This window comes from Burkholderia stagnalis, from assembly GCF_902830275.1.
GTDB lineage: Bacteria > Pseudomonadota > Gammaproteobacteria > Burkholderiales > Burkholderiaceae > Burkholderia > Burkholderia stagnalis.
In genome coordinates this window covers 641,495-663,140 of record NZ_CADESW010000002.1, presented here as the reverse complement: position 1 = coordinate 663,140, position 21,646 = coordinate 641,495, and the positions used below count along the sequence as shown (strand labels likewise).

The window sequence follows — 21,646 nt, the reverse complement described above, 5'->3', positions numbered from 1 at the left end:
GAGCGCGCGGGCTGGACGCCGGGCGACCTGGACCTGATGGAGATCAACGAGGCGTTCGCGGCGCAGGCGCTGGCGGTGCACAAGCAGATGGGCTGGGACACGTCGAAGGTGAACGTGAACGGCGGAGCGATCGCGATCGGTCATCCGATCGGGGCGTCGGGCTGCCGGATCCTGGTGACGCTGCTGCACGAGATGGTCAAGCGCGATGCGAAGCGCGGGCTGGCGTCGCTGTGCATCGGCGGCGGGATGGGCGTCGCGCTCGCGGTCGAGCGCGACTGAGCATCGCCTGAAGACACGGCACGTTCGCGGTGCATGCGCGCGCCGCGAGCGCGCCATACGGCATTCGCGCCGGACGAGCAGTTCACAACAAGCGGCGCGATTTTGCGATGCGCTGGGTGGTGCAGGCGCATCGAAGCGGTGTGTGCGGCGGCGAGTGCCACGTTGCCGCGCCACATCATCGATCACTTTTCTTGTCGGTAAACTATAGGATGACTAAGCGAATTGCAGTTGTGACAGGTGGAATGGGCGGCCTTGGCGAATCGATCAGCATCCGATTGCACGACGCGGGCTACCGGGTGGTCGTCACGTATTCGCCGAACAACAGTGGCGCCGACCGCTGGTTGACCGAGATGCATGCGGCCGGCCGCGAGTTCCACGCGTATCCGGTGGACGTGGCCGATCACGACTCGTGCCAGCAATGCGTGGCGAAGATCGTGCAGGAGCTCGGCCCGATCGACGTGCTGGTGAACAACGCGGGCATCACGCGCGACATGACGTTCCGCAAGCTCGACAAGGTCAACTGGGACGCGGTGATCCGCACCAATCTCGATTCCGTGTTCAACATGACCAAGCCGGTGTGCGAAGGGATGGTCGAGCGCGGCTGGGGCCGGATCGTCAACATCTCGTCGGTCAACGGCTCGAAGGGCTCGGTCGGCCAGACCAACTACGCGGCCGCGAAGGCCGGCATGCACGGGTTCACCAAGTCGCTCGCGCTCGAGGTCGCGCGCAAGGGCGTGACGGTGAACACGGTGTCGCCCGGTTATCTCGCGACGAAGATGGTGACGGCGATTCCGCAGGATGTCCTCGACACGAAGATCCTGCCGCAGATTCCTGCCGGCCGGCTCGGCAAGCCCGAGGAAGTCGCGGGGCTGGTCGCGTATCTGTGCTCCGAGGAGGCGGCCTTCGTGACCGGCTCCAACATCGCGATCAACGGCGGCCAGCACATGCATTGACGCGCGGCGGCCCGGGGCGCGCACTTGCGCGCCCGGGCCGTGCTCCCGCTGGATCCAGCGCCGGGGCAGCGCACGTGTACGCGATGACGATGACGGACGCGCCGACGAGGCGCGTCCGCCGCGGCCGTCTGCGATCGCAGGCGCGTGCGCAGCCACGGCTTCACGTTCCGGAGTACGCATGGGTGACACCTGGATGGGGTTCGTGATCGGCGGTGCGGCGCTCGCCGTCGCGCTGACGATGATGGTCGTGCTCTACTGGCTCGAGCGGCGCCGCGCGCGCCTGCTGCGCGAGCTCGATCATCGCGATTGCTGGCGCGCGGCGTATGGCGGGCGTCCCGCGTGCGGCCCGGCCCGGCGCGCGCGCCGGACCGGCGGCAGGGCGGCCTGAACGGCCGCGTCGCGGCGCAGCCTGGCGCTGCGTCGCGACGCACGGCTCAGTCGCTGCCGTCCTTGTGGAAGACCCGCTTCGTCGTGCGCTTGGTGGCATCCCAGCCCTCGCGCGACGCATGCTTCGTCGCATCCCAGCCTTCGCGCGACGCATGCGCGACGCCGTGGCCGACGGCCTTCGCGGCGCTCGCGGTCGCGTGCCCGAAGCTGCGCGCGGCCTCGCCGGTCTTGTGCGCGGCTTCCTTCGAATCCCGCTTGATGTCCTGTTTCACCTCGGACAGATCCGCGTGCGCGATCGGGCTGATCAGCGCTAGAACGAGCGCGGAGCAAATGAATTGACGACCTTTCACGATCGGGTTCCCATCAACGTTGTCATCGAATGTCCGCGCCGCCGGCAGCCGGCGGGCGCAGCGTGGCGGCCGCCGATGCATCGAGCATCACCGTGGCGCGGCCGGTCAGCAGCACGCGTTCGCCGCAGCGAAGCGTGAAGCCGTAGAGCACGGTGACGGCGTCGCCGCCGATCCGCTCGGCCTCGACGGTCAGCGGCGCGTCGCAGGTGTCGAGGCGCTCGACGAACGCGTCGACGCCGCGCACGCTCGCGAGAAAGCCGGCGCGCGGGCGCGCGTGCGGCGCGCCGACGAGCGCGCCGTGCACGGCCATCGCCTGCGCCGCGTACTCGATCCCGCACACCGACGCGAGGCGGCCGTGCGCGCGCAGCGGATTGCGCGGGTCGCGGTGGCTCGTCGCGCTGCAGCGGATTCGCGTGTCGTCCCATGCATCGACCGTGTCGAGCACGCACATCGCGCCGTCGTGCGGAATGTGCGCGGCGATCCACGCGTGGTCGAGCGTCGTGCCGGCAGCGAGCGTCATCGTGCGCCCTCCGCGAACGCATCGGGCATCGCGATGTCGACCTGCACGCGCGTGTCGTCGAGATAGTCGAGCACGACGCGCGTCGTGCGCCGCGCGGCCAGCGCGTCGAGCAGCGGCAGCGCGCGCGCGGCCGGATTGCCGGTGCGCAGCGCTTCGAGGCCGGGCGACGCGAGCATCGTCGCGGGCGCGTCGGTGAGCCGCAGGTCGATGCGCGCGAGGGTCCCGGCGCTCGCCTGCGGCGCGAGCACGAGCGCGACGCCGAACGCGTCGACGATCGGCCGCACCGCGCGCAGCGGTTCCGGATAGTCGGTGTCGTACGCGATCAGCAGGCTCGGCACGTGGTCGACCGTCACCTGGCAGACGCTTTCGAGCAGCCCCGCGGCGAAGCTGCCGTCGTACGCGCACAGCACGTTCGACGTGGCCATCGCGCCGGTCGCGATGCTCCAGTAGCCGGCCGGCGCGTTGTGCACGGAATTGTGGAAGCGCGTCGGCGACAGGTGGCGGTCGTCGCTTGCGAGCGTCTCGCAGATCGCGTGGCAGTTCTGGCCGTCGCCGCCCGATGCGCTGAACACGGTCGCGAGCGTCGCCGCGTCGCGGCCGCTCGCCGCGACCGCCGCGTGGCCGGCCGCGAGCGCGACCCGCACGGCCGGCCCGGTGCGCCGCCGCTCGGCCGGCGGCAGGCCGGCCGGCGGCGGCAGCAGGGTGCGCGCGTGCGTGTAGGCGGCGCGTCCGGCGAGCACGTCGGCTGCGTGCGGCCAGTCGGTCAATCCCGGCCCGATCAGGCCGATGCTGTCGATGAAGGCGCTCAGTGTCATGTCGGTGGTCAGCGGCGTGCGCGGTCCGCGCGGCCGAGCAGCAGGCTGCAGTTCGTGCCGCCGAAGCCGAACGAATTGCTGAGAACGGCACGCACGCGCGCGTCGCGGCTTGCGAGCAGGTAGCCGGGCGCGAGCGCGGGATCGGGGTGCGTCGTGTTGACGCCGGCCGGCACGAACTGGTCGCGCAGCGCGAGCGCCGCGACGACCGCCTCGAGCGCGCCGGCCGCGCCGAGCGTGTGGCCGGTCGCGCCCTTCGTCGAACTGCACGGCGTGCGCGCGAACAGCGCGCCGACCGCGCGGCTTTCGGCCGCGTCGTTGCTCGGCGTCGCGGTGCCGTGCAGGTTGATGTAGTCGACGTCGTCCGCGCGGCAGCCCGCCGACGCGAGCGCCTGCTCGATCGCGGCGCGCGCGCCGAGCCCTTCCGGGTGCGGCGACGACATGTGATGCGCGTCGCTCGATTCGCCGATGCCGAGCAGCAGGACCGCATCGTCAGCGAGCCGGTCGGGCGCGTCGGGCGCACGCTCGACGAGCGCGAACGCGGCGGCCTCGCCGATCGAGATCCCGTCGCGCGCGACGTCGAACGGCCGGCACGGCCGGCGCGACAGCAGTTCGAGCGAGTTGAAGCCGTACAGCGTCGTCAGGCACAGCGAATCGACGCCGCCGACGATGGCCGCATCGATCAGCCCCGCGTCGAGCATGCGGCGCGCGGAGCCGAACACCTTCGCGCCGGACGAACACGCGGACGAGATCGCCGCCGCCGGGCCGCGCAGCGCGAAATACGCGCGCACGAACGCGGCGGGCGAATACGGGCTGTGGGTCTGCGCGTAGCGGAAGTCGGCCGGCAGCGCGCCGCTTTGCGGGTCGCGGCGCCGGTACGCGTGCTCCGTCTCGAGGATGCCGGCCGTGCTCGTGCCGACGAACACGCCGACGCGTTCCGCGCCGTAGCGCGCGACGGCCGCCGCGACGCGCTCGGCGAAACCGTCCTGCACGAGGCCGAGCTGCGCGAGGCGGTGGTTGCGGCAGTCGAAGGCGGCGAGGTCGGCGCGCACCGGCTGCGTGTCGACGCCTTCCACCGCGCCGATCCAGGTGTCGAGGTCCGCGTGCTCGAAGTCGCATCGCGTGAGGCCGCCGCGGGCGCTGCGCAGCGCGGCGACGGTCGCGTCGAGGCCGCGGCCGATGCAGCTGGTGGCGGTGAAATGCGAGAGCAGGAGAGGTTTCACGAGGGTCGAATCCGATGGCCGGCTCGGGCGCCGCGGTAAGGCCGGGCGGCGCGCCGAGTGCGCTTCAATTTTATCAAACGGGGGGTGTCGGGCCAGGCGCCGACAGCGGCTGCGGCGCAAGCGCGGCGCGCAGCGTGGTCCAGCGCAACTGCGCGTCGGCCGCCGCGCGCAGCACGGCCGGCAGCACGTCGAGCACGACCGGTTCGCCGCGCGCGTCGCGCGCCGCGTGGCCGTCGTGCACCAGCAGGATGTCGCGCGGCGCGAGCCCGTGCAGCAGGCGGCGCGTGATCGTGCCCGCGTCGTGCGCGCGCGTGTCGAAGCCGCGCCGGGTCCAGCTCGCGAGCTGCAGGCCGAGTTCGCACAGCACCGGTTCGAGAAACGGATTGCGCAGGCCCGCGGGCGCGCGGAAGAACAGCGGGCGCGTGCCGCCCAGCTCGGTCAGCGTGCGCTGCGCGGCGTCGATCTCGCGCCGCAGCGCGGCCGGCCCCGACAGCGAGAACGTGTGCCGGTGCCGCTGGCTGTGGTTCTCCAGCGCATGGCCGCGCGCGACGATCGCCTCGATCCACCGCGGGTAGCGGCGCGCTCGATCGCCGATGCAGAAGAACGTCGCGCGCGCACCGTACTGGTCGAGCAGGTCGAGCACGCGCGGCGTGACGTCGGGATCGGGGCCGTCGTCGATCGTCAACGCGATCGTGCGGCCGGCGTGCTCCGGCAGGCGCGTCCAGTTCGGGCCGAGCAGCGTGCTGCGCGGCCACAGGCCGGCCGCCGTCAGCGCGAGGTGCGACGCAACGACGCCGCCGGCTGCCCACGGCCACGCGGCCGGCTGCGCGACGACGGCCGCCGCGGCGCCCGCATGCAGCGCGGCGGCGCCCGCGATCAGCGGCGTCGGCTTCCAGCGGCGTGCGGCGCCGGGCGGCGGCGATACGGAGGCGGGTACGTTCATGTGTTGCGTTCCGATGGAGGCGAGGCGGCCGGCCGCGGCGCGAGGATCGCGGCAAACGCGAGTGCGAGCATCGCGCCGGGGCCGACGGTGAGGCCGAAGGTTTCGAGCATCGGCACGTGCGACAGCGCGAGCAGGCCGAAGCCGGCGACCGTCGCGAGATTGGCGACCAGCAGCGACACCAGCGTGTGAGGGGTGACAGGCTGCGCGTCGCCGCGCTTGCAGAAGAACAGCGCATAGTTCGAGCCGACCGCGACGATCAGCAGCATCCCGACCAGGTGCAGGATCGTCAGCGGCACGCCGGCGAGCGCGAAGCCCGCGGTCACCACCAGCACCGCCGCGACGAGCGGCGCGAGCGCGCGCGCGGCGCGCCGCGGCGAGCGCAGCGCGGCCAGCAGCAGCACGGCGATCGCGGCGAAGCCCGCGAGCGACAGCCGCAGATCCTCGCGCACGTAGTTCACGTACAGGCTGTCGGCTTCCGCCTTCAGGTCGACGAACAGCGCGCCGGGAACGCCCGCGCGCATGACGGCGGCGCGGATCGGCGCGGCGTCGAGGCTCGGCGCGGCGGGCGCCGCATGTGCGACGTCGGGTGCCCGCAGCGGCAGCATCGCGCTCCAGCGGCCGGCGCGTTCGGTCAGCAGCGCGTCGACGGCCAGCGCCATCGACGTGCCCTGCAGGTCCGCGCGCGTGAGCAGCGGCGCGTGGCGCGCGGCGGCGACATCGGCGACGGACGGCGCGAACAGGTCCGGCTTCACCGCGATCGGCTGGTTCGCGACCGCGTCGCGCAGGCGCGCGGCGAGCACGTCGGGCTGCGGCAGGCTCGCCTGCCGCGCGCGCTGCGCGGCGTCGCTCGGCAGGAAGCGCGCGGGGGTGTCGAAGCCCGCGAGCGTGCCGCCGTCGACGAGCGGCTGCAACTGCGCGGCCACCTTCTCCGCGCCTTCGAGCGCGGCCTGTGCGGTCGCGGCCGGGATCACGACGAGGTAGCGCACGTCGGGCGCGCCGACATCGGCGCGCAGCCGTGCGTCGAGCGCCTGCGCGCGCGCGGGCACCGGGCTCAGCACGGCAAGTTCGCGGCTCCACAGCCCGTCGCGATGCAGTGCGAGCACGGCGCACGCGGCCAGCACCAGCGCCGCGAGCGGCCAGCGCAGGCGCGGGGCCGCCGCCGCCGCGCGCGCGAGCCGCGCGCCGGCGCGCGACACGTCGCGCATCGCGACATCCCCGTCGTACAGATGCGGCAGCACGAAGCGCGTGACGAGCGCGGCGGCCGTCAGGCCGGCGATCGAAAACAGACCGATCTGCACGAGCCCGGGGAACCCCGAGAACAGCATCGACGCGAAGCCGCATACGGACGTCAGCACGCCGAGCCGGATCGTCGGCCAGTACGCGGCGAGCCACGCGCGCGTCGCATCGGCCGGGCGTGCCGCCGAGTGTGCCGAACCGCGCGGGGCCGCCTGCGCGGATTGCACGAACAGGTAGATCGAGTAGTCGACCGCTTCGCCGATCAGCGTGCTGCCGAAGCCGAGCGTCAGCCCGTGGACGGTGCCGAACGCGACGCTGACCGCCGCGATGCCGGCCGCGATGCCCGACAGCACCGGCAGCAGCCCGAGCGCGAGCGTGCGCAGCGAGCGGTACAGCGTCAGCAGCAGCGCGACGATCAGCAGCGCGCTCAGCGTCGACAGGCGCTCGACGTCGCGCCGGATCGTGTCGCGCGCGTCGACCGAGAACACGCCCGGGCCCGTCATCGCGAGCGTGTACGCGGCCGCGTCCGGCGTCGCCGGCCGCGCGGCGGCGAACGCGCGTCGCACCGCGTCGATCGCGCGCGCCTGCGCGTCGGTGTCGGCGCCGGCGGCGGCCGTCTGCGCGACGAGCACCGCGCGCGTGCCGTCGCGCGACGCCCAGACGCCGTCGCGCAGCGCGGGCTGCGCGCCGCTGTCGAGCTGGCCGACGAGCGCGGCGACTTCGCCGGTCGGATCGCGCGGCAGCAGCGCCTTCGTCACGAGGCCCGCGGACGAGCCCAGCAGATCGAGGCTGTCGCCGAGCGCCCGGTGCAGGCCGTCGGCCGAGAAGCGCTGCGGCGTCACGGCCGGGCTCAACAGGTAGCGGTGGTCGAGCACGAACTGCTGGTCGCGCGTGTCGTCGGCCGCCTCGCCGTTGTTGACCGCCGCGAACTGCGGGTCCACGCGCAGCTGCGCGGCCATGCGGCGCGACAGCGCGGCGCGCGTCGCCGCGTTGCCGCCGTCGATCGCGACGAGGATCAGCCGCGACACGACGCCGTCGCGCAACTGGTCGACGAGCACGCGCTGCCCGGCGCTCGGCGCGCGCGGCAGGAACGCGGACAGGTCGGCCGTGAAGCTCGCGCGACCGATCGCGAACCCGCACGCGAGCAGGCCCAGCAGCCACGCGAGCACCGCGCGCTGCCGCAGCGCGCGCAGGCCTCGGGCGACGGGGGCGGGCCGGGTGCGTGGGTTCATCAGTTCGGCGTCGCCGGCAGCGGTTGCAGCCGCATCAGCGAACGGTCGCCGTCGGCCTGGCGGATCGCGACGCGGTGCAGTGCGTCGCGCGTGCCGTCGAGCGTGATCGTGCTCACGACCTTCAGCATCCGCGCATCGAGCGGCGTGAGCGTGAGCGTCCAGTCGTCGCCGCGCCCCGACAGCGCGACCTTGTACACCTGCTCGAGCGCGAAGCGGTTGCCGGCGAGCGTCGCGCGAATGCTGTCGATGAACGCGCCGAGCTCCGGATAGCGCGCGAGCGCGAGCGTGTATTTGCGGTTGTTGCGCTCGACGCTCAGCATGTCGCCGTCGACGACGAGGTGTTCGGGCTTCGGGCTCAGCGTGTGCTTCTCGAGATGGTCGGGCGCGACGAACACCAGCTCGCCGGACGATTCGACCGGCTGCGCGGCGATCGACAGGTACTTGGTCTCGGTGAACGTCGCGCGCCCGGCCTTGCGCTGCGCGAGCGTCGACATCAGCCGGTCGAGCGTCCACGGCACGTCGGCGTCGGCCGCATGGGCCGGGGCGACGATGGCCAGCGCGGCGGCGGCGACTGCAAGCGCTCGGGCGGCGCGGCGCAGCGCGCGCGGGGCGGGCAGAAGGGCGGTCATGCGTCAGCGATTCCTCACGGCGGGCAGGCCGGTTCGCGCGGGCGCGTCGTCGCGACGCGCGGCGGCGCCGCCGTCCTGCCAGAAGTCGAAGTAGTTGAACCAGTTGTACGGCGCCGCGCGGCAGTAGCGCTCGAGCAGCGCGACATAGCGCGCGAGCGCGGCGTCGACGGCGGCCGCGCGCGTGTCGCGGCGCACGTCGGAGAAATCGGCGAGCCGCTCGAAGTGCACGTCGTAGCGGTTGCCGTCGCGATAGAGGCCGGTCATGAAGATCACCGGGCGCCCGAGCATCGCGGCCATGTACAGCGGGCCGAGCGGGAACGCGGCCGGCGCGCCGAGCAGGTCCAGCCGCCGCACCGATGCCGCGGCGTCGTCGTGCAGCGTGCGGTCGGCGAGCATGCCGACCAGGCAGTTCGCGTCGAGGCGCTCGCGCACCTTCAGCATCGAGTCGACCTGCCCGAGGCTGATCACGTCCGGCTTCGCGGCGGGATTCACCGCGGCGAGCGTCGCGTTGATCTTGCGCGCGTTTTCCTCGTACATCGTGACGGCGACGCGCAGGCCCGGCCGCGTGCGGCCGAGCGCGCGCACGACCTCGAAGCTGCCGAGGTGCGCGCCGATCAGGAACGCGCCGCGCCCGTCCGCGAGCGCGGCTTCGACGAGCGCCTCGCCGTGCAGCCGGACGTCGAACAGGTCGAAGCGCGCGTTCATCAGGTAGATGCGGTCGTGGATCGTCGCCGCGAACGTGAACACGTGCCGGTACACGTCGAGCCAGCGCGCGGGCCGGCCGAGCACGCGGCGCAGGTAGTCGCGCGACGCCGCGGACGCGGCCGGCGAGAACAGCACGAAATACGCGGCGACCAGATGCAGCACGACGCGCGCGGCGCGCCGGCCGAAGCGCAGCGAGATCCACGTCATCGCGCGCAGCAGCAGCGTGTTGCTGCGTTCCTGGCGCTCGGCCCATGCGGTGCGCTTCATGCGGGCGCCTCCTCGCGCGCGGCCGGCGGCGCGGACAGCACGCCAGTCGCGACGTCGCGGCGCCCGGCGCGCACCGTGAAGCGGATCGCGCCGCTCGCGGCCGCGTCGAACGCGAGATCGAGCGGCTCGCCGGGCGCGGCCGGGCTCGGGAATTTCGCCGAGCCGAGCCGCCACGCGTGCAGCGGCCGGTTCAGCGCCGCGCCGATCGCGGTGATCGCATGATCGAGCAGCACGACGCCCGGCACGATCGGGTGGCCGGGGAAGTGGCCGGGCAGCGCCGGATGGTCGGCGGGGATCGTGAAGGTGGCGGCGCGGGCATCCGTGGTGGAGCAAGCGGGTGCGGCGGCGGGCGCGGCAGTCGCGGCGGCGCGCGCGTGCCGCGCGACGAGCGCCGCGAGCACGTCGCGCGGCAGCTTGCCCGTCTCGTTGCGCGGCAGCGCGTCGACGAACACCAGCGGGCGCGGCATGAACGCAGGGTCGATCCGCTCGCGCAGCGCGCGCTGCAGGCCGGCGGCCGAGAGCGTCGGCGCGACCACCAGTGCGACGACGCGCGTGACGGGCTCGGCGCCCGCCGCGCCTGCGGTGTGTGCAGCGGATGGCGCGTCGTCCGGCATGAAGAACACGCCGTCGACGACGCCCGGGATCGCGTTCAACTGGTGATTCAGGCAGGCGAGCGACGTGCGTTTGCCGGCGATGTTGATCAGGTCCGCCTTGCGGCCTTGCAGCAGGAAGCGGCCGTCGTCGAGCAGCGCGAGCGTGTCGCCCATCGGCACCGGCGGTTCGACGTGGGCGCCGGATACCCAGACGGTCGGGCCGTTGTCGTCGCCCTCGGCGGTGCGCGCGTCGAGGCGGATGCCGGGCATCGGCTCCCATGCCGCGCCCTGCGCGGTGCGGCGCGTCGCGATCTGGCCGGTCTCGGTGCTGCCGTAGATCTCGACGAGCGGCGCGCCGAGCGCGGCCTCGGCGTCGCGCGCGAGCGCTTGCGCGAGCGGCGCGGTGGCCGACAGCACGCGCGCGGCGTGCGGCAGCGCGCGCCCGGACGCCAGCAGCGCGCGCAGGTGGATCGGCGACGTGACGAGCACGCGCGGCTGCGGCACCGCGTCGAGCGCGTGGCGGACGTCGACCGGGTAGAACGGCAGGCGGTTGCTGAATGCGAGCCCGCCGGCCAGCGCGAGCAGCACCGTCGATTCGAAGCCGTACATGTGCTGCGCGGGCACCGTGCCGACCAGCGTGTACGCGCGGCCGTCGAGCAGCCCGAGACGCTCGGCCGCCGCGCGCGCGCAGCCGACCATCGTGCCCCAGGTCTTGCGGTGCGGCACCGGCGCACCGGTCGAGCCGGACGTGAACAGGCAGGCGACGACCTGCGCCGCGTCGATCCGGGGGATGTCGAGCGGGGCGTCGTCGGCGGCCACGGCATCGGCCGCCGCGGCATCGTCCGGCGCGGCATCGGCCGCCGCAGCATCCGGATACGCGAAGCGCGGCAGGTCGATCGCGCAGTCGGGCGCATCGTGCAGGCAGAACGCGTCGGGCGCGAACGCCGCGAGCTGGCGAACCGCATCCGGCGCGAGCGACGGCGGCAGCAGGCTGACCTTGCGCGCGACGAGCGCCGCGCACAGGCCGACCGTGAAGCGGTAGCGGTCGCGGCACACGTTGAGCACGTGGCCGCCCGCGGGCAGCGCGGCGGCCACGCGGGCGACGTCGGCGACGAACGCGCGCACGGTGACGGGCGTGCCGTCGCGCCAGGCGATCGTCTGGTCCGGGGACGAATGAAATACCAGCGGGTAACTCGGCATAACAGGTTCGGAAACACAAGCGGGGCCCACGCGGCGCACAACGCCGCGCGGGCCGTGAATTCATCGTGCGGGGCCCGCGCCGGCCTGCATCGCCTGCCGGTACGCGCGCACCGCGTCGAGCATGCGCGGCCGCGGCTCGTGCGGCAGCGCGAAGCGCCGGCACGCATGCTCGGCCGCGAACATCACGGCGACGAGCGGCAGCGACAGGTAGTTCGCGAACGTCGACCACGCGACGATCGACGCGGTCGCGAACAGCAGCGTCGACACGGCGGCGGTCGCGACGAAGAACACCGTCCACGCCACCGTGATCTGCCGCGTATAGCGCGCGACGGCCGGCGTCGCCGTGCCGTGGATCAGCGTCGCGAACTGCGTGCACAGCGGCACGCGCCCGGCCGCCAGCGTACGGCCGAACAGCAGCGCCATCGCGACGTTGAAGCTCAGGTGCTCCAGATAGAGCCCCCAACCGAAATGCCGCGCGAGCGGCTCGCGCGCGGCCCACAGCGCCGCGGCGGCGAGCGTCCAGGCCGGCACGAGCCACGCGCGCCGCGGCGAGCGCCACGCGGCGCCGAGCGCGAGCAGCAGCGGCGGCACGAGCGCCATCGCGAGCCCGAGCGCGTGCGCGCCGGGCGTCGCGGCCGCGTAGTGCGCGCCGGCCTGGTAGGCGATCACCGCGCCCACCGCCAGGACGCCGTGCGCGATGCGCCGCGCCGCGCTCATCGCACGGCTCCGGGCGAACGGCGCGCGGCCACGGCACGGCCGCGTGCCGCGACAGCGGCGGGAACGCGGCGGGCGGGCAGGCGCGGCAGGGCGGAATGCGTCGAGGCGGAGCGGGGGCGAAGGGCGGTCGTCGGGCCGTTAATCGTCATATGAATGGCGGCCGGAACGCGGGTCCGGCCGGCTATCGTGGCATGCACATTCTAGGGCCCCGGCACGGTGTCTTCCTGCCCTGCGCAGGCAGGTTTTGTAACCGAATGTATGGCGTCGCGCGCGCCACGCCGCGCGCCCGATGCAGGTGCGCCCACAGCGGCTCAGGCATTCGCTGCGTTCGCGTCCCGAAATGCCGTGCGGCGCGCCCCGCACGTCTGTAACCCTTTCGCCGTATACGTCCCTATACCCATCGACTAGAATCCGCCGTACTTTTACCTAACGATCCCCAAATTACGCGGGCGGGGTAGCCGGCAGACGCCGACGGGACGGCCACGGGCGCGCGCCGCATGCACGCGCGTCGCCGTTTCCATGCGCCTTCCGCTGCCGGGTGCTGCCTGTCTTGCAAGCATGATGAACGCACTGGAACAAGAGCTCGCCACGCTGATCGTCGGCGAACTGAATCTCGAAGACGTGCCGCTCGATACGGTGAGCGCCGATACCCCGCTGTATGGGGAAGGATTCGGGCTCGACTCCATCGACATCCTGGAAATCGCGCTGCTGATCTCGAAGAAGTACGGCTTCGAGCTGCGCTCGGACAATCCGGATAACGAACGGATCTTCGCGACGCTCGGCGCGCTCGCCGCGTACGTCGCGGCGCACCGCGCGAAGTGACGCCGGCGCTGCGCGCAATCGATGACAACGGCACGCGGCGGCGTGCGCAGCGTTCGCTGCGCCGCCGCGTCGATCAAGGTGGAATCCGAATGGGAGGAGGCAGTCGATGCGGGCGCTCGTGACGGGCGGCAGCGGCGCACTCGGCCAGGCGATCAGCGAAGCGCTCGCCGCGGCCGGCCATGAAGTGTGGGTGCACGCGAACCGCCATCTCGCGCAGGCCGAAGCGGTCGCGCAGCGGATCGTCGCGGCGGGCGGCGCCGCGCATGCGATCGCGTTCGACGTGACCGACCCCGACGCGACCGACGCCGCGCTCGCGCGCGTGCTCGCCGACGCGCCGGTGCAGATCCTCGTCAACAACGCGGGCATCCACGCCGACGCGCCGCTGGCCGGCATGACGCGGCAGCAATGGCGCAGCGTGATCGACGTGTCGCTCAACGGCTTCTTCAACGTCACGCAGCCGCTGCTGCTGCCGATGATCCGCACGCGCCGCGGGCGGATCGTCAACATCGCGTCGGTCGCGGGCGTGACCGGCAACCGCGGGCAGGCGAACTACGCGGCCGCGAAGGCCGGGCTGATCGGTGCGACGAAATCGCTGTCGATGGAGCTCGCGTCACGCGGCATCACCGTGAACGCGGTCGCGCCCGGCATCATCGAATCGCCGATGGCCGAGCACGCGTTTCCGGCCGAACGCATCAAGCAGCTCGTGCCCGCGCAGCGCGCCGGGCGGCCCGACGAAGTCGCGGGCATGGTCGCGTATCTCGTGTCCGATGCGGCGGCCTACGTGACGGGGCAGGTGCTGTCCGTCAATGGCGGTCTCGCATGACGGCGAGCATCGACGACACCTGCCGCCGGCCATCGGCAGGTCATAGAATTTCGACAGGATCCGTGTCTTCGCCTTTGTCTTTGTCTTTGCCTTCGGCCGCCGCCATGTCCACGCCGTGCGCTTCATCCACTCATCTCGTGCTGATCCCGAGCTACAACCCGGGCGTCAAGGTCGACGCGACCGTGCGCAGCGCGCGTGCGCAGTGGAATCCGGTGTGGGTCGTCGTCGACGGCAGCACGGACGGCAGCGCCGAGCGCCTGCAGGCGATGGCGGCGCGCGATCCGGGGCTGCGCGTGATCGTGCTGCCGCAGAACCGCGGCAAGGGCGCGGCGGTGCTCGCGGGGCTCGACGCGGCTGCCGCGAGCGGTTTCACGCACGTGCTGACGATGGATTCCGACGGCCAGCATCCGGCCGACCTGATCCCGCGCTTCATGGCCGCGTCGCAGGCCGCGCCCGACGCGATGGTGCTCGGCATGCCGCGCTTCGACGCGAGCGCGCCGCAGCTGCGCGTGCAGGGGCGGCGGCTGTCGAACGTATGGGCGGACGTCGAGACGCTGTGGGCCGGCATCGGCGATTCGCTGTACGGGTTTCGCGTGTATCCGGTCGCGCCGCTCGCGGCGATCATGCATCGCCAGCCGTGGATGCGCGGCTTCGATTTCGACCCGGAAGCCGCGGTGCGGATGTGCTGGGCCGGCGTGCGGCCGATCCGCATCGATGCGCCGGTGCGCTACTTCCGCGCGCACGAGGGCGGGGTGTCGCATTTCCATTACGGGCGCGACAACCTGCTGCTCACGTGGATGCACCTGCGGCTCCTCGCGGGCTTCGTGCCGCGGCTGCCGCTGCTGATCGCGCGGCGCCTGATGCGGCGCGGCCGGCAAACGGCCTAGGGTCTGTTCACGCTGATAACGGGCTTGCGAACGTGCCTTGCCGGCTGTCCCACCAGGGGACTTCCTTCGGGGCGCATGCAAGGCGCAAGGAGCGCCGTCTGGCCGAGCCAAACAAGCGACGCGCGACGCCGCAATGCGGCCGGCAACGCACGTTCCCCTGACTTTAAATTCATTCGTGGGGCTGGCCGCCGGAAGGGCCGAGCGCCGCGTGATGCTCGTTGCGAATACGCCCGGTATTCGCTGCGTCACGTTCGTTGCGCCCGGCCCTTCCGGCGGCCAGCGCAAGCCCGTCATTAGCGTGAACAGACCTCACTCCCCGAACTTTCTCGGCGATTGATCCAGATCGTCTTTCACCGCCGATCCCGGTGCCTAGAATCCAGATACGCGCGACGCGGCGCCGCTGACGCCGTCGCCAGGGCGTGTGCGTTACCGCTCGCGCGCAGGCAGTTCCGACTCGGTTCAATCGTAGGGGGAATCGTCATGGCGACTTATGTAGTTCTCGCAAACTTCACGGATCAGGGCATCCGCACCATCAAGAACACGCGCCAGCGCGCCGGACAGGTGGCGGAGATGGCCCGGAGTTTCGGCTGCGAAATGAAGGAAGTGTTCTGGACGCTGGGCGCGTTCGACATCGTCACGATCATCGAAGCGCCGGACGAGCAGAGCCTCACCGCATTCGGCTTCGCGCTCGGCTCGGCGGGCAACGTCCGCACGCAGACGCTGCGCGCGTTCACGAGCGCCGAGGTCGGCGACATCCTCGCGAAGATGTAGCGCACGCAGGCAGCACTCGTGCGCGCATGCCGGTTCCGCTGACCGGGGCACGCGTCGATCGACGCGGCAGGCGGATTCGCGGCGTGCGCGCTTTCTTTGGCATGCCGGACGGCCACGCATGCCGCACCGCGTCACACCCCGCCGTGCGTACAGTCCCGACTTGCTTTCACCCGATTAGTGACTAAGGTTGAAGGACGGTCAAAGGGCCGGAAGGGGAGCCAGCCCGCGTCGCGCGCGCGCCTCGGCGGCAGCACTTCACCGAGCCGCGCCGCATCGACGGACGCGCCGTCAGGCTTCGCACCCGCACGGAGGCGAGTCATGAGCACGGTCGCGCGTTTTCATGTCGACTACACGCAGTATCTGGGGCCCGACGGCGAGCCGGTGCAGCCGTTTCCCGCATTCGCGCAGGATCCCGCGGCGCTGCTGCCGCTCTATCGCGCGATGGTGCTGACCCGCGCGTTCGACGCAAAGGCGATCGCGCTGCAGCGCACCGGCAAGCTCGGCACGTTCGCGTCGTCGGTCGGGCAGGAGGCGGTCGGCGTGGGCCTCGCGAGCGCGATGCAGACCGACGACGTGCTGTTCCCGTCGTACCGCGACCATGCCGCGCAATTGCTGCGCGGCGTCACGATGGCCGAGAGCCTGCTGTACTGGGGCGGCGACGAGCGCGGCAGCGATTTTCGCGCGGCGCGCCACGATTTCCCGAACTGCGTGCCGATCGGCACCCAGGTGTGCCACGCGGCCGGCGCCGCGTATGCGTTCATGCTGCGCCGCGAGCCGCGTGTCGCGGTGTCGATCTGCGGCGACGGCGGCACCTCCAAGGGCGATTTCTACGAAGCGATGAACATGGCGGGCGTGTGGCAGGCGCCGCTCGTGCTCGTCGTCAACGACAACCAGTGGGCGATCTCGGTGCCGCGCACGCGGCAGACCGCCGCGCAGACGCTCGCGCAGAAGGCGATCGCGGCCGGCATCGACGGCCGGCAGGTCGACGGCAACGACGTGATCGCGGTGCGGCAGGTCGTGGCCGAGGCCATCGACAAGGCGCGCCGCGGCGGCGGCCCGACGCTCGTCGAGGCGCTCAGCTACCGGCTCGGCGATCACACGACCGCCGACGACGCGACGCGCTATCGCGACGCCGACACGGTCGCGCGGCAATGGGAGCGCGAACCGCTCGTGCGGCTGCGCACGTACCTGACGCGGAAGAACGTGTGGGACAAGGCGCAGGACACCGAGCTCGGCAAGGCCTGCTACGCGCAGGTCGAGGCGGCCGTGCAGGAATACCTGGCCGTCGCGCCGCCCGGCGCGTCGGCGATGTTCGATCACCTGTACGCGACGCTGCCGCGCGCGCTGCGCGAACAACTCGACACGGCGCTCGCGTTCGCGCCGGCCACGGGGAACCATCATGGCTGACCTGAACCTGGTCGAAGCGGTCAATCGCGCGCTCGCGTTCGAGCTCGCGAACGATCCGTCGGTGGTGCTGCTCGGCGAGGACATCGGCGTGAACGGCGGCGTGTTCCGCGCGACCGTCGACCTGCAGTTGCGCTTCGGCGCCGAGCGCGTGATCGACACGCCGCTCGCGGAAACGGCGATCGCGGGCACCGCGGTGGGGATGGCCGCGATGGGGCTGCGGCCGGTCGCCGAGATCCAGTTCACGGGGTTCATCTACCCCGTCGTCGACCAGGTGCTCAACCACGCGGCGCGGCTGCGGCACCGCACGCGCGGCCGGCTGTCGTGCCCGCTCGTGATCCGCTCGCCGTGCGGCGGCGGCATCCATGCGCCCGAGCATCACTCCGAAAGCCCCGAGGCGCTGTTCGCGCACATCCCGGGGCTGCGCGTCGTGATGCCGTCGTCGCCCGCGCGCGCATACGGGCTGCTGCTCGCCGCGATCCGCGATCCGGACCCGGTGATCTTTCTGGAGCCGACGCGCCTGTACCGGCTGTTCCGGCAGCCGGTGGAGGACGACGGCGAGGCGCTGCCGCTCGACACCTGCTTCACGCTGCGCGACGGCGCCGATCTCACGCTGGTGAGCTGGGGCGCGGCGCTGCAGGAAGTGCAGGCGGCGGCCGACCGGCTCGCGCAGGACGGCGTGATGGCCGAGGTGATCGACGTCGCGACGCTCAAGCCGCTCGATGCCGACACGATCCTCGCGTCGGTCGCGAAAACAGGCCGCTGCGTGATCGTGCACGAGGCGCCGCGCACCGCGGGCCTCGGCGCGGAGATCGCCGCGCTGATCGCCGAGCGCGGGCTGTATTCGCTGCTCGCGCCGGTGCAGCGCGTGACGGGCTACGACGTGGTCGTGCCGCTGTTCCGCCTCGAAAACCAATACCTGCCGAGCGTCGAGCGGATTCTCGACGCCGCGCGCAAGACGCTGGAGGCGTCGTAGCCATGAAGATCTTCAAGCTGCCGGACCTCGGCGAAGGGCTGCAGGAAGCGGAAATCGTCGAATGGCACGTGAAGGCGGGCGACACGATCGACACCGACCAGCCGCTGCTGTCGGTCGAGACCGCGAAGGCGATCGTCGATATCCCGTCGCCGCAGGCGGGCCGCATCGCGAAGCTGTTCGGGCTGGCCGGCGACATCGTGCATCTCGGCGCGCCGCTCGTCGCGTTCGAAGGCGACGGCGACGACGCGGATGCCGGCACCGTGGTCGGCAAGGTCGAGGTGGGCGCGCAGGTCGTGCACGACGCGCCGGCGGCGCTCGGCGCGGGCCCCGGCGGCGCGGGCGCGATCAAGGCGATGCCCGCGGTGCGCGCGCTCGCGCGCAAGCTCGACGTCGATCTCGCGATGGTCACGCCGTCGGGCGCGGACGGCGTGATCACCGCGGCCGACGTGCAGCGGGTCGCGAAGGTGCTCGCCGAGGTCGGGCCGGCGGAGGTGCTGCGCGGCGTGCGGCGCGCGATGGCGCAGAACATGGCGCGCGCGCAGAGCGAGGTCGCGGCGGCCACGGTGATCGACGACGCCGATATCCACGCGTGGGCGCCGCGCACCGACGTGACGATCCGGCTGATCCGCGCGCTGGTGGCCGGCTGCCGCGCGGAGCCGGTGCTCAACGCGTGGTACGAGGGGCATACGGGGCGGCGGCACGTGCTTGCGAAGATCGACGTCGGCATCGCGGTCGACCTGCCCGAGGGCCTGTTCGTGCCGGTGCTGCGCGACGTCGCGCATCGCGATGCCGCAGACCTGCGGGCCGGCCTCGACCGGATGCGCGACGACATCCGTGCGCGCAAGATTCCGCCGGAGGAGCTGCGCGGCAACACGATCACGCTGTCGAACTTCGGGATGATCGCCGGCAAGTACGCGGCGCCCGTGGTCGTGCCGCCGACGGTCGCGATCCTCGGCGCGGGGCGCATCCACGACGGCGTCGTGCCGGTCGCCGGCGCGGCCGCCGTGCACCGGATCCTGCCGCTCAGCCTGACCTTCGACCATCGCGTCGTGACCGGCGGCGAGGCGGCGCGCTTTCTCGCGGCGGCGATCGCCGACCTGCAGGCGGCGGAGTAGGCGGCGCCGCTTCGCGCTTTTCATCATTTCCGCAACGCAATGACTGCCGGAACGCGTCGATTGACGCGTTCCGCGCAAGTAATCGACCTGTCATCCGATGTAAACAGCTGGTAATTTTCTGCCGACTTATGCAAAATCGCCGCTTCCTAATTACAACCACCGAGGGTAGACAGATGCAGTTGAAGAAAGCGGTTGCGGCGTGTGGCGTGGCGTTCCTGCTGAGCGCGTGCGGCGGTGTGCAGGGCCTCGATGCGAACAGCCTGACGTCGGCGGGTTCGGACCTGTTGAAGGCGGCGACGCTGTCGGATGCGGACATCGCCGCGCTGTCGAACGACTCGTGCAAGTCGAGCGACGCCGAATCGAAGATCGCGCCGGCGAACAGCGCCTACGCGAAGCGCCTGACGAAGGTGATGAAGGGCTTCGGCGACATGACGCTGAACGGCCAGCAGATCAACTACAAGGTCTACCTGACCAAGGACGTCAACGCGTGGGCGATGGGCAACGGCTGCGTGCGCGTGTACAGCGGCCTGATGGACATGATGAACGACGACGAGCTGCGCGGCGTGATCGGCCATGAAATGGGCCACGTCGCGCTCGGCCACTCGAAGAAGGCGATGCAGACCGCGTACGCGGTGAGCGCGGCGCGCAGCGCGGCCGGCGCGGCGTCGCCCGGCGTCGCGGCGCTGAGCAGCTCGCAGCTCGGCGACATCACCGAGAAGTTCATCAACGCGCAGTTCTCGCAGTCGCAGGAAAGCGCGGCGGACGACTACTCGTTCGACCTGCTCAAGCAGAAGGGCATGAACCAGAAGGGCCTCGTCACGTCGTTCCAGAAGCTTGCGAAGCTGGACGGCGGCAAGAGCTCGATGATGAGCTCGCACCCGTCGTCGACGAGCCGCGCGGAGCACATCCAGAGCCGCATCGCGAAGGGCAACTGATCAGGCGGCTGATCGACGCGCCGGCTACGCCGGCGCATCCGTCCGCAAGAAAAAACCCCACGTTCTCCGGAGCGTGGGGTTTTGTCTTTTCAGGCGCGGGCCTGGGCGATCACGGCACCATCCCCGGCAGCACGTACGCCTGCGCGAGCGTGATCAGCCCGACGATCACCGCGAACAGCAGGCTGTGCCGCACCGTGAAGCGGAACAGCTCCGACTCCTTGCCGACGAGGCCCGTCGCCGCGCACGCGACCGCGATCGACTGCGGCGAGATCATCTTCGCGGTCACGCCGCCCGTCGTGTTCGCGGCGACCGCGAGCGTCTCCGGCAGGCCGAGCTGGTGCGCGGTGGCCTGCTGCAGCGAGCAGAACAGCGCGTTCGACGAGGTGTCCGAGCCGGTCAGGAACACGCCGAGCCAGCCGAGGAACGGCGAGAAGAACGGGAACGCGGCGCCGGTGCCCGCGAGCATCAGCGCGAGCGTCGACGACATCCCCGAGTAGTTCGCGACGAACGCGAACGCGAGCACGAGGCCGATCGACAGGATCGGGCGCGTGAGTTCCTTCAGCGTCTCGCCGAACGTGACGAGCGCGTCGCGCGGCTTCATCCGCAGCAGCACCATCGAGATCAGCGCGGTCACGAGGATTGCGCTGCCGACGGCCGACACGAGGTCGATCTTCAGCACCGCGTCGAGCGCCTTCGGCGTCGCGACGATCGGCGCGGCCTTGATCACGAGCTGGTCGAGCGCCGGCACCTTGAACTTCAGCACCGTCGCGGCGAGCGCGCCGTGCGGGCCGAACAGCGCCTTGAACGGCGCGAGGCTCCACACGGTGACCACACCCGTCAGGATCAGGAACGGCGACCACGCGCGCACCGTCTGCGCGAGCGTGTACGGCGACGCCTGGCGGCTTTGCGGCGCGCCGAAGTTGCTGCTGAAGTTGTTGCCGAGGTTGCCGCCGACGCCGCCGCCGAAGCCCGCGAGCGCGGCCGCGCCGCCCGCTGCGGCCGCGCCGCGTATCGCCTGCTTCGCGCTGCTCGGCTGCCAGACCTTCAGGAACGCGGCGAGCGCGACGAGGCTGACCAGCGACGACGTGATGTCCGGCAGCTCGGGCCCGATGTGGTTCGACGTGAAGTACTGCGTGATCGCGAAGCTGCCGCCCGCGACCAGCGCGGCCGGCCAGGTCTGCCGCACGCCGCGCAGCCCGTCCATCATGAACACCAGCCAGAACGGCACCGCGAGCGACAGCAGCGGCAGTTGCCGGCCGGCCATCGCGCCGATATGGAACGCGTCGATGCCGGTGACCTGCCCGGCGACGATGATCGGAATGCCCATCGCGCCGAACGCGACCGGCGCGGTGTTCGCGATCAGGCACAGCCCGGCCGCGTGCAGCGGGCGGAAGCCGAGGCCGACGAGCAGCGCGGCCGTGATCGCGACGGGCGCGCCGAAGCCGGCCGCGCCCTCGAGGAACGCGCCGAACGAGAAGCCGATCAGCAGCATCTGCAGCCGCTGGTCGTCGGTGATCGACAGCACCGACGCGCGGATGATGTCGAATTGGCCGGTCTTCACGACGATCTTGTACAGGAACACCGCCGCGACGATGATCCACGCGATCGGCCAGAGGCCGTACGCGAAACCGAAGCCGGCCGCCGCGAGCGCCTGCGGCACCGGCATCCGGTACGCGACGATCGCGACGCCGAGCGACAGCAGCAGCGTGATCGCGGCGGCGACGTGCCCTTTCAGGCGCAACGCGGCGAGCGCGATGAAAAAGAAGATGATCGGGATCGCGGCGGCGAACGCCGACAGCCCGAGGCTGCCGAGCGGCGTGTAGATCTGGTGCCAGGCCTGCATGGTTGTCTCCTCCATGTATCTCTA

At 71.9% G+C, this 21,646-nt stretch carries 21 protein-coding genes and 1 pseudogene; 11 read left to right on the top strand and 11 right to left on the bottom strand.

Features of this window, described 5'->3' with window-relative positions; genetic code table 11:
- The 3 genes and pseudogenes from HWY45_RS07035 to HWY45_RS07025 all read left to right on the top strand — a co-directional run.
- A pseudogene (locus tag HWY45_RS07035) lies at positions 1-279 on the top strand (acetyl-CoA C-acetyltransferase); the annotation flags it as partial.
- A gap of 209 nt (positions 280-488) precedes the next feature.
- The gene (gene phbB, locus HWY45_RS07030) at positions 489-1,232 is read left to right on the top strand and encodes an acetoacetyl-CoA reductase (protein WP_059566158.1); all 744 of its coding nucleotides are present in this window, start codon (positions 489-491) and stop codon (positions 1,230-1,232) included.
- Positions 1,233-1,410: 178 nt separating this feature from the next.
- Positions 1,411-1,620 (top strand): hypothetical protein, encoded by a 210-nt coding sequence (locus HWY45_RS07025; protein ID WP_059879960.1) that lies wholly within the window; start codon positions 1,411-1,413, stop codon positions 1,618-1,620.
- 46 nt (positions 1,621-1,666) lie between these two features.
- Here HWY45_RS07025 and HWY45_RS07020 read toward each other — a convergent pair whose 3' ends face one another.
- The 10 genes from HWY45_RS07020 to HWY45_RS06975 all read right to left on the bottom strand — a co-directional run bounded on the left by HWY45_RS07020 (position 1,667) and on the right by HWY45_RS06975 (position 12,046).
- Positions 1,667-1,969 carry a hypothetical protein gene (locus HWY45_RS07020; RefSeq protein WP_059879956.1) on the bottom strand — a complete coding sequence of 101 codons (303 nt, stop codon included), beginning with the start codon at positions 1,967-1,969 and terminating at the stop codon, positions 1,667-1,669.
- Positions 1,970-1,991: 22 nt separating this feature from the next.
- Positions 1,992-2,489 (bottom strand): hotdog family protein, encoded by a 498-nt coding sequence (locus HWY45_RS07015; protein WP_059566155.1) that lies wholly within the window; start codon positions 2,487-2,489, stop codon positions 1,992-1,994.
- The gene (locus HWY45_RS07010) at positions 2,486-3,304 is read right to left on the bottom strand and encodes a beta-ketoacyl synthase chain length factor (RefSeq protein WP_059879953.1); all 819 of its coding nucleotides are present in this window, start codon (positions 3,302-3,304) and stop codon (positions 2,486-2,488) included. Before HWY45_RS07010 ends, HWY45_RS07015 begins: the two co-directional genes overlap by 4 nt.
- An 8-nt stretch (positions 3,305-3,312) precedes the next feature.
- A complete protein-coding gene (locus HWY45_RS07005) occupies positions 3,313-4,524 on the bottom strand; it encodes a beta-ketoacyl-[acyl-carrier-protein] synthase family protein (RefSeq protein WP_059566153.1) in 1,212 nt (403 codons plus the stop codon).
- Positions 4,525-4,597: 73 nt separating this feature from the next.
- Positions 4,598-5,467 carry a polysaccharide deacetylase family protein gene (locus HWY45_RS07000; RefSeq protein ID WP_059879949.1) on the bottom strand — a complete coding sequence of 290 codons (870 nt, stop codon included), beginning with the start codon at positions 5,465-5,467 and terminating at the stop codon, positions 4,598-4,600.
- A complete protein-coding gene (locus HWY45_RS06995) occupies positions 5,464-7,935 on the bottom strand; it encodes an MMPL family transporter (RefSeq protein ID WP_059879946.1) in 2,472 nt (823 codons plus the stop codon). Before HWY45_RS06995 ends, HWY45_RS07000 begins: the two co-directional genes overlap by 4 nt.
- Positions 7,935-8,564 carry an outer membrane lipoprotein carrier protein LolA gene (locus tag HWY45_RS06990; protein WP_059879941.1) on the bottom strand — a complete coding sequence of 210 codons (630 nt, stop codon included), beginning with the start codon at positions 8,562-8,564 and terminating at the stop codon, positions 7,935-7,937. Before HWY45_RS06990 ends, HWY45_RS06995 begins: the two co-directional genes overlap by 1 nt.
- A gap of 3 nt (positions 8,565-8,567) precedes the next feature.
- A complete protein-coding gene (locus tag HWY45_RS06985; protein ID WP_059566167.1) occupies positions 8,568-9,536 on the bottom strand; it encodes an LpxL/LpxP family acyltransferase in 969 nt (322 codons plus the stop codon).
- On the bottom strand, positions 9,533-11,329 hold the full coding sequence (locus HWY45_RS06980; protein WP_059879938.1) for an AMP-binding protein: 1,797 nt from the start codon (positions 11,327-11,329) through the stop codon (positions 9,533-9,535). The genes HWY45_RS06985 and HWY45_RS06980 overlap by 4 nt, the downstream gene beginning before the upstream one ends.
- A 60-nt stretch (positions 11,330-11,389) precedes the next feature.
- Positions 11,390-12,046 (bottom strand): COG4648 family protein, encoded by a 657-nt coding sequence (locus HWY45_RS06975; RefSeq protein WP_059879935.1) that lies wholly within the window; start codon positions 12,044-12,046, stop codon positions 11,390-11,392.
- 558 nt (positions 12,047-12,604) lie between these two features.
- Between HWY45_RS06975 and HWY45_RS06970 the strand changes: the two genes are divergently transcribed.
- The 8 genes from HWY45_RS06970 to loiP all read left to right on the top strand — a co-directional run bounded on the left by HWY45_RS06970 (position 12,605) and on the right by loiP (position 19,779).
- Positions 12,605-12,868: a phosphopantetheine-binding protein gene (locus HWY45_RS06970; RefSeq protein WP_017334216.1), complete on the top strand. Its 264-nt coding sequence runs from the start codon at positions 12,605-12,607 to the stop codon at positions 12,866-12,868.
- 106 nt (positions 12,869-12,974) lie between these two features.
- Complete coding sequence (fabG, locus tag HWY45_RS06965) at positions 12,975-13,691, top strand: 3-oxoacyl-ACP reductase FabG (RefSeq protein ID WP_059566147.1); 717 nt, start codon at positions 12,975-12,977, stop codon at positions 13,689-13,691.
- Positions 13,692-13,795: 104 nt separating this feature from the next.
- A complete protein-coding gene (locus HWY45_RS06960; protein WP_059879932.1) occupies positions 13,796-14,578 on the top strand; it encodes a glycosyltransferase family 2 protein in 783 nt (260 codons plus the stop codon).
- Positions 14,579-15,058: 480 nt separating this feature from the next.
- Positions 15,059-15,349 (top strand): GYD domain-containing protein, encoded by a 291-nt coding sequence (locus HWY45_RS06955; RefSeq protein ID WP_059566145.1) that lies wholly within the window; start codon positions 15,059-15,061, stop codon positions 15,347-15,349.
- A 318-nt stretch (positions 15,350-15,667) separates the two neighbouring features.
- Complete coding sequence (gene pdhA, locus HWY45_RS06950) at positions 15,668-16,756, top strand: pyruvate dehydrogenase (acetyl-transferring) E1 component subunit alpha (RefSeq protein ID WP_059879929.1); 1,089 nt, start codon at positions 15,668-15,670, stop codon at positions 16,754-16,756.
- The gene (locus tag HWY45_RS06945; protein ID WP_059566143.1) at positions 16,749-17,729 is read left to right on the top strand and encodes an alpha-ketoacid dehydrogenase subunit beta; all 981 of its coding nucleotides are present in this window, start codon (positions 16,749-16,751) and stop codon (positions 17,727-17,729) included. Before pdhA ends, HWY45_RS06945 begins: the two co-directional genes overlap by 8 nt.
- A 2-nt stretch (positions 17,730-17,731) precedes the next feature.
- A complete protein-coding gene (locus HWY45_RS06940) occupies positions 17,732-18,844 on the top strand; it encodes a dihydrolipoamide acetyltransferase family protein (RefSeq protein WP_059566142.1) in 1,113 nt (370 codons plus the stop codon).
- A 173-nt stretch (positions 18,845-19,017) separates the two neighbouring features.
- Entirely contained in the window at positions 19,018-19,779 is a 762-nt protein-coding gene (loiP, locus tag HWY45_RS06935; RefSeq protein WP_059879925.1) for a metalloprotease LoiP, read from the top strand.
- A 109-nt stretch (positions 19,780-19,888) separates the two neighbouring features.
- On the opposite strand, the gene HWY45_RS06930 is transcribed toward loiP, so the two are convergent.
- Positions 19,889-21,622, bottom strand: a complete 1,734-nt coding sequence (locus HWY45_RS06930; RefSeq protein WP_059879992.1) for a lactate permease LctP family transporter — start codon at positions 21,620-21,622, stop codon at positions 19,889-19,891.
- Positions 21,623-21,646 lie beyond the last annotated feature (24 nt).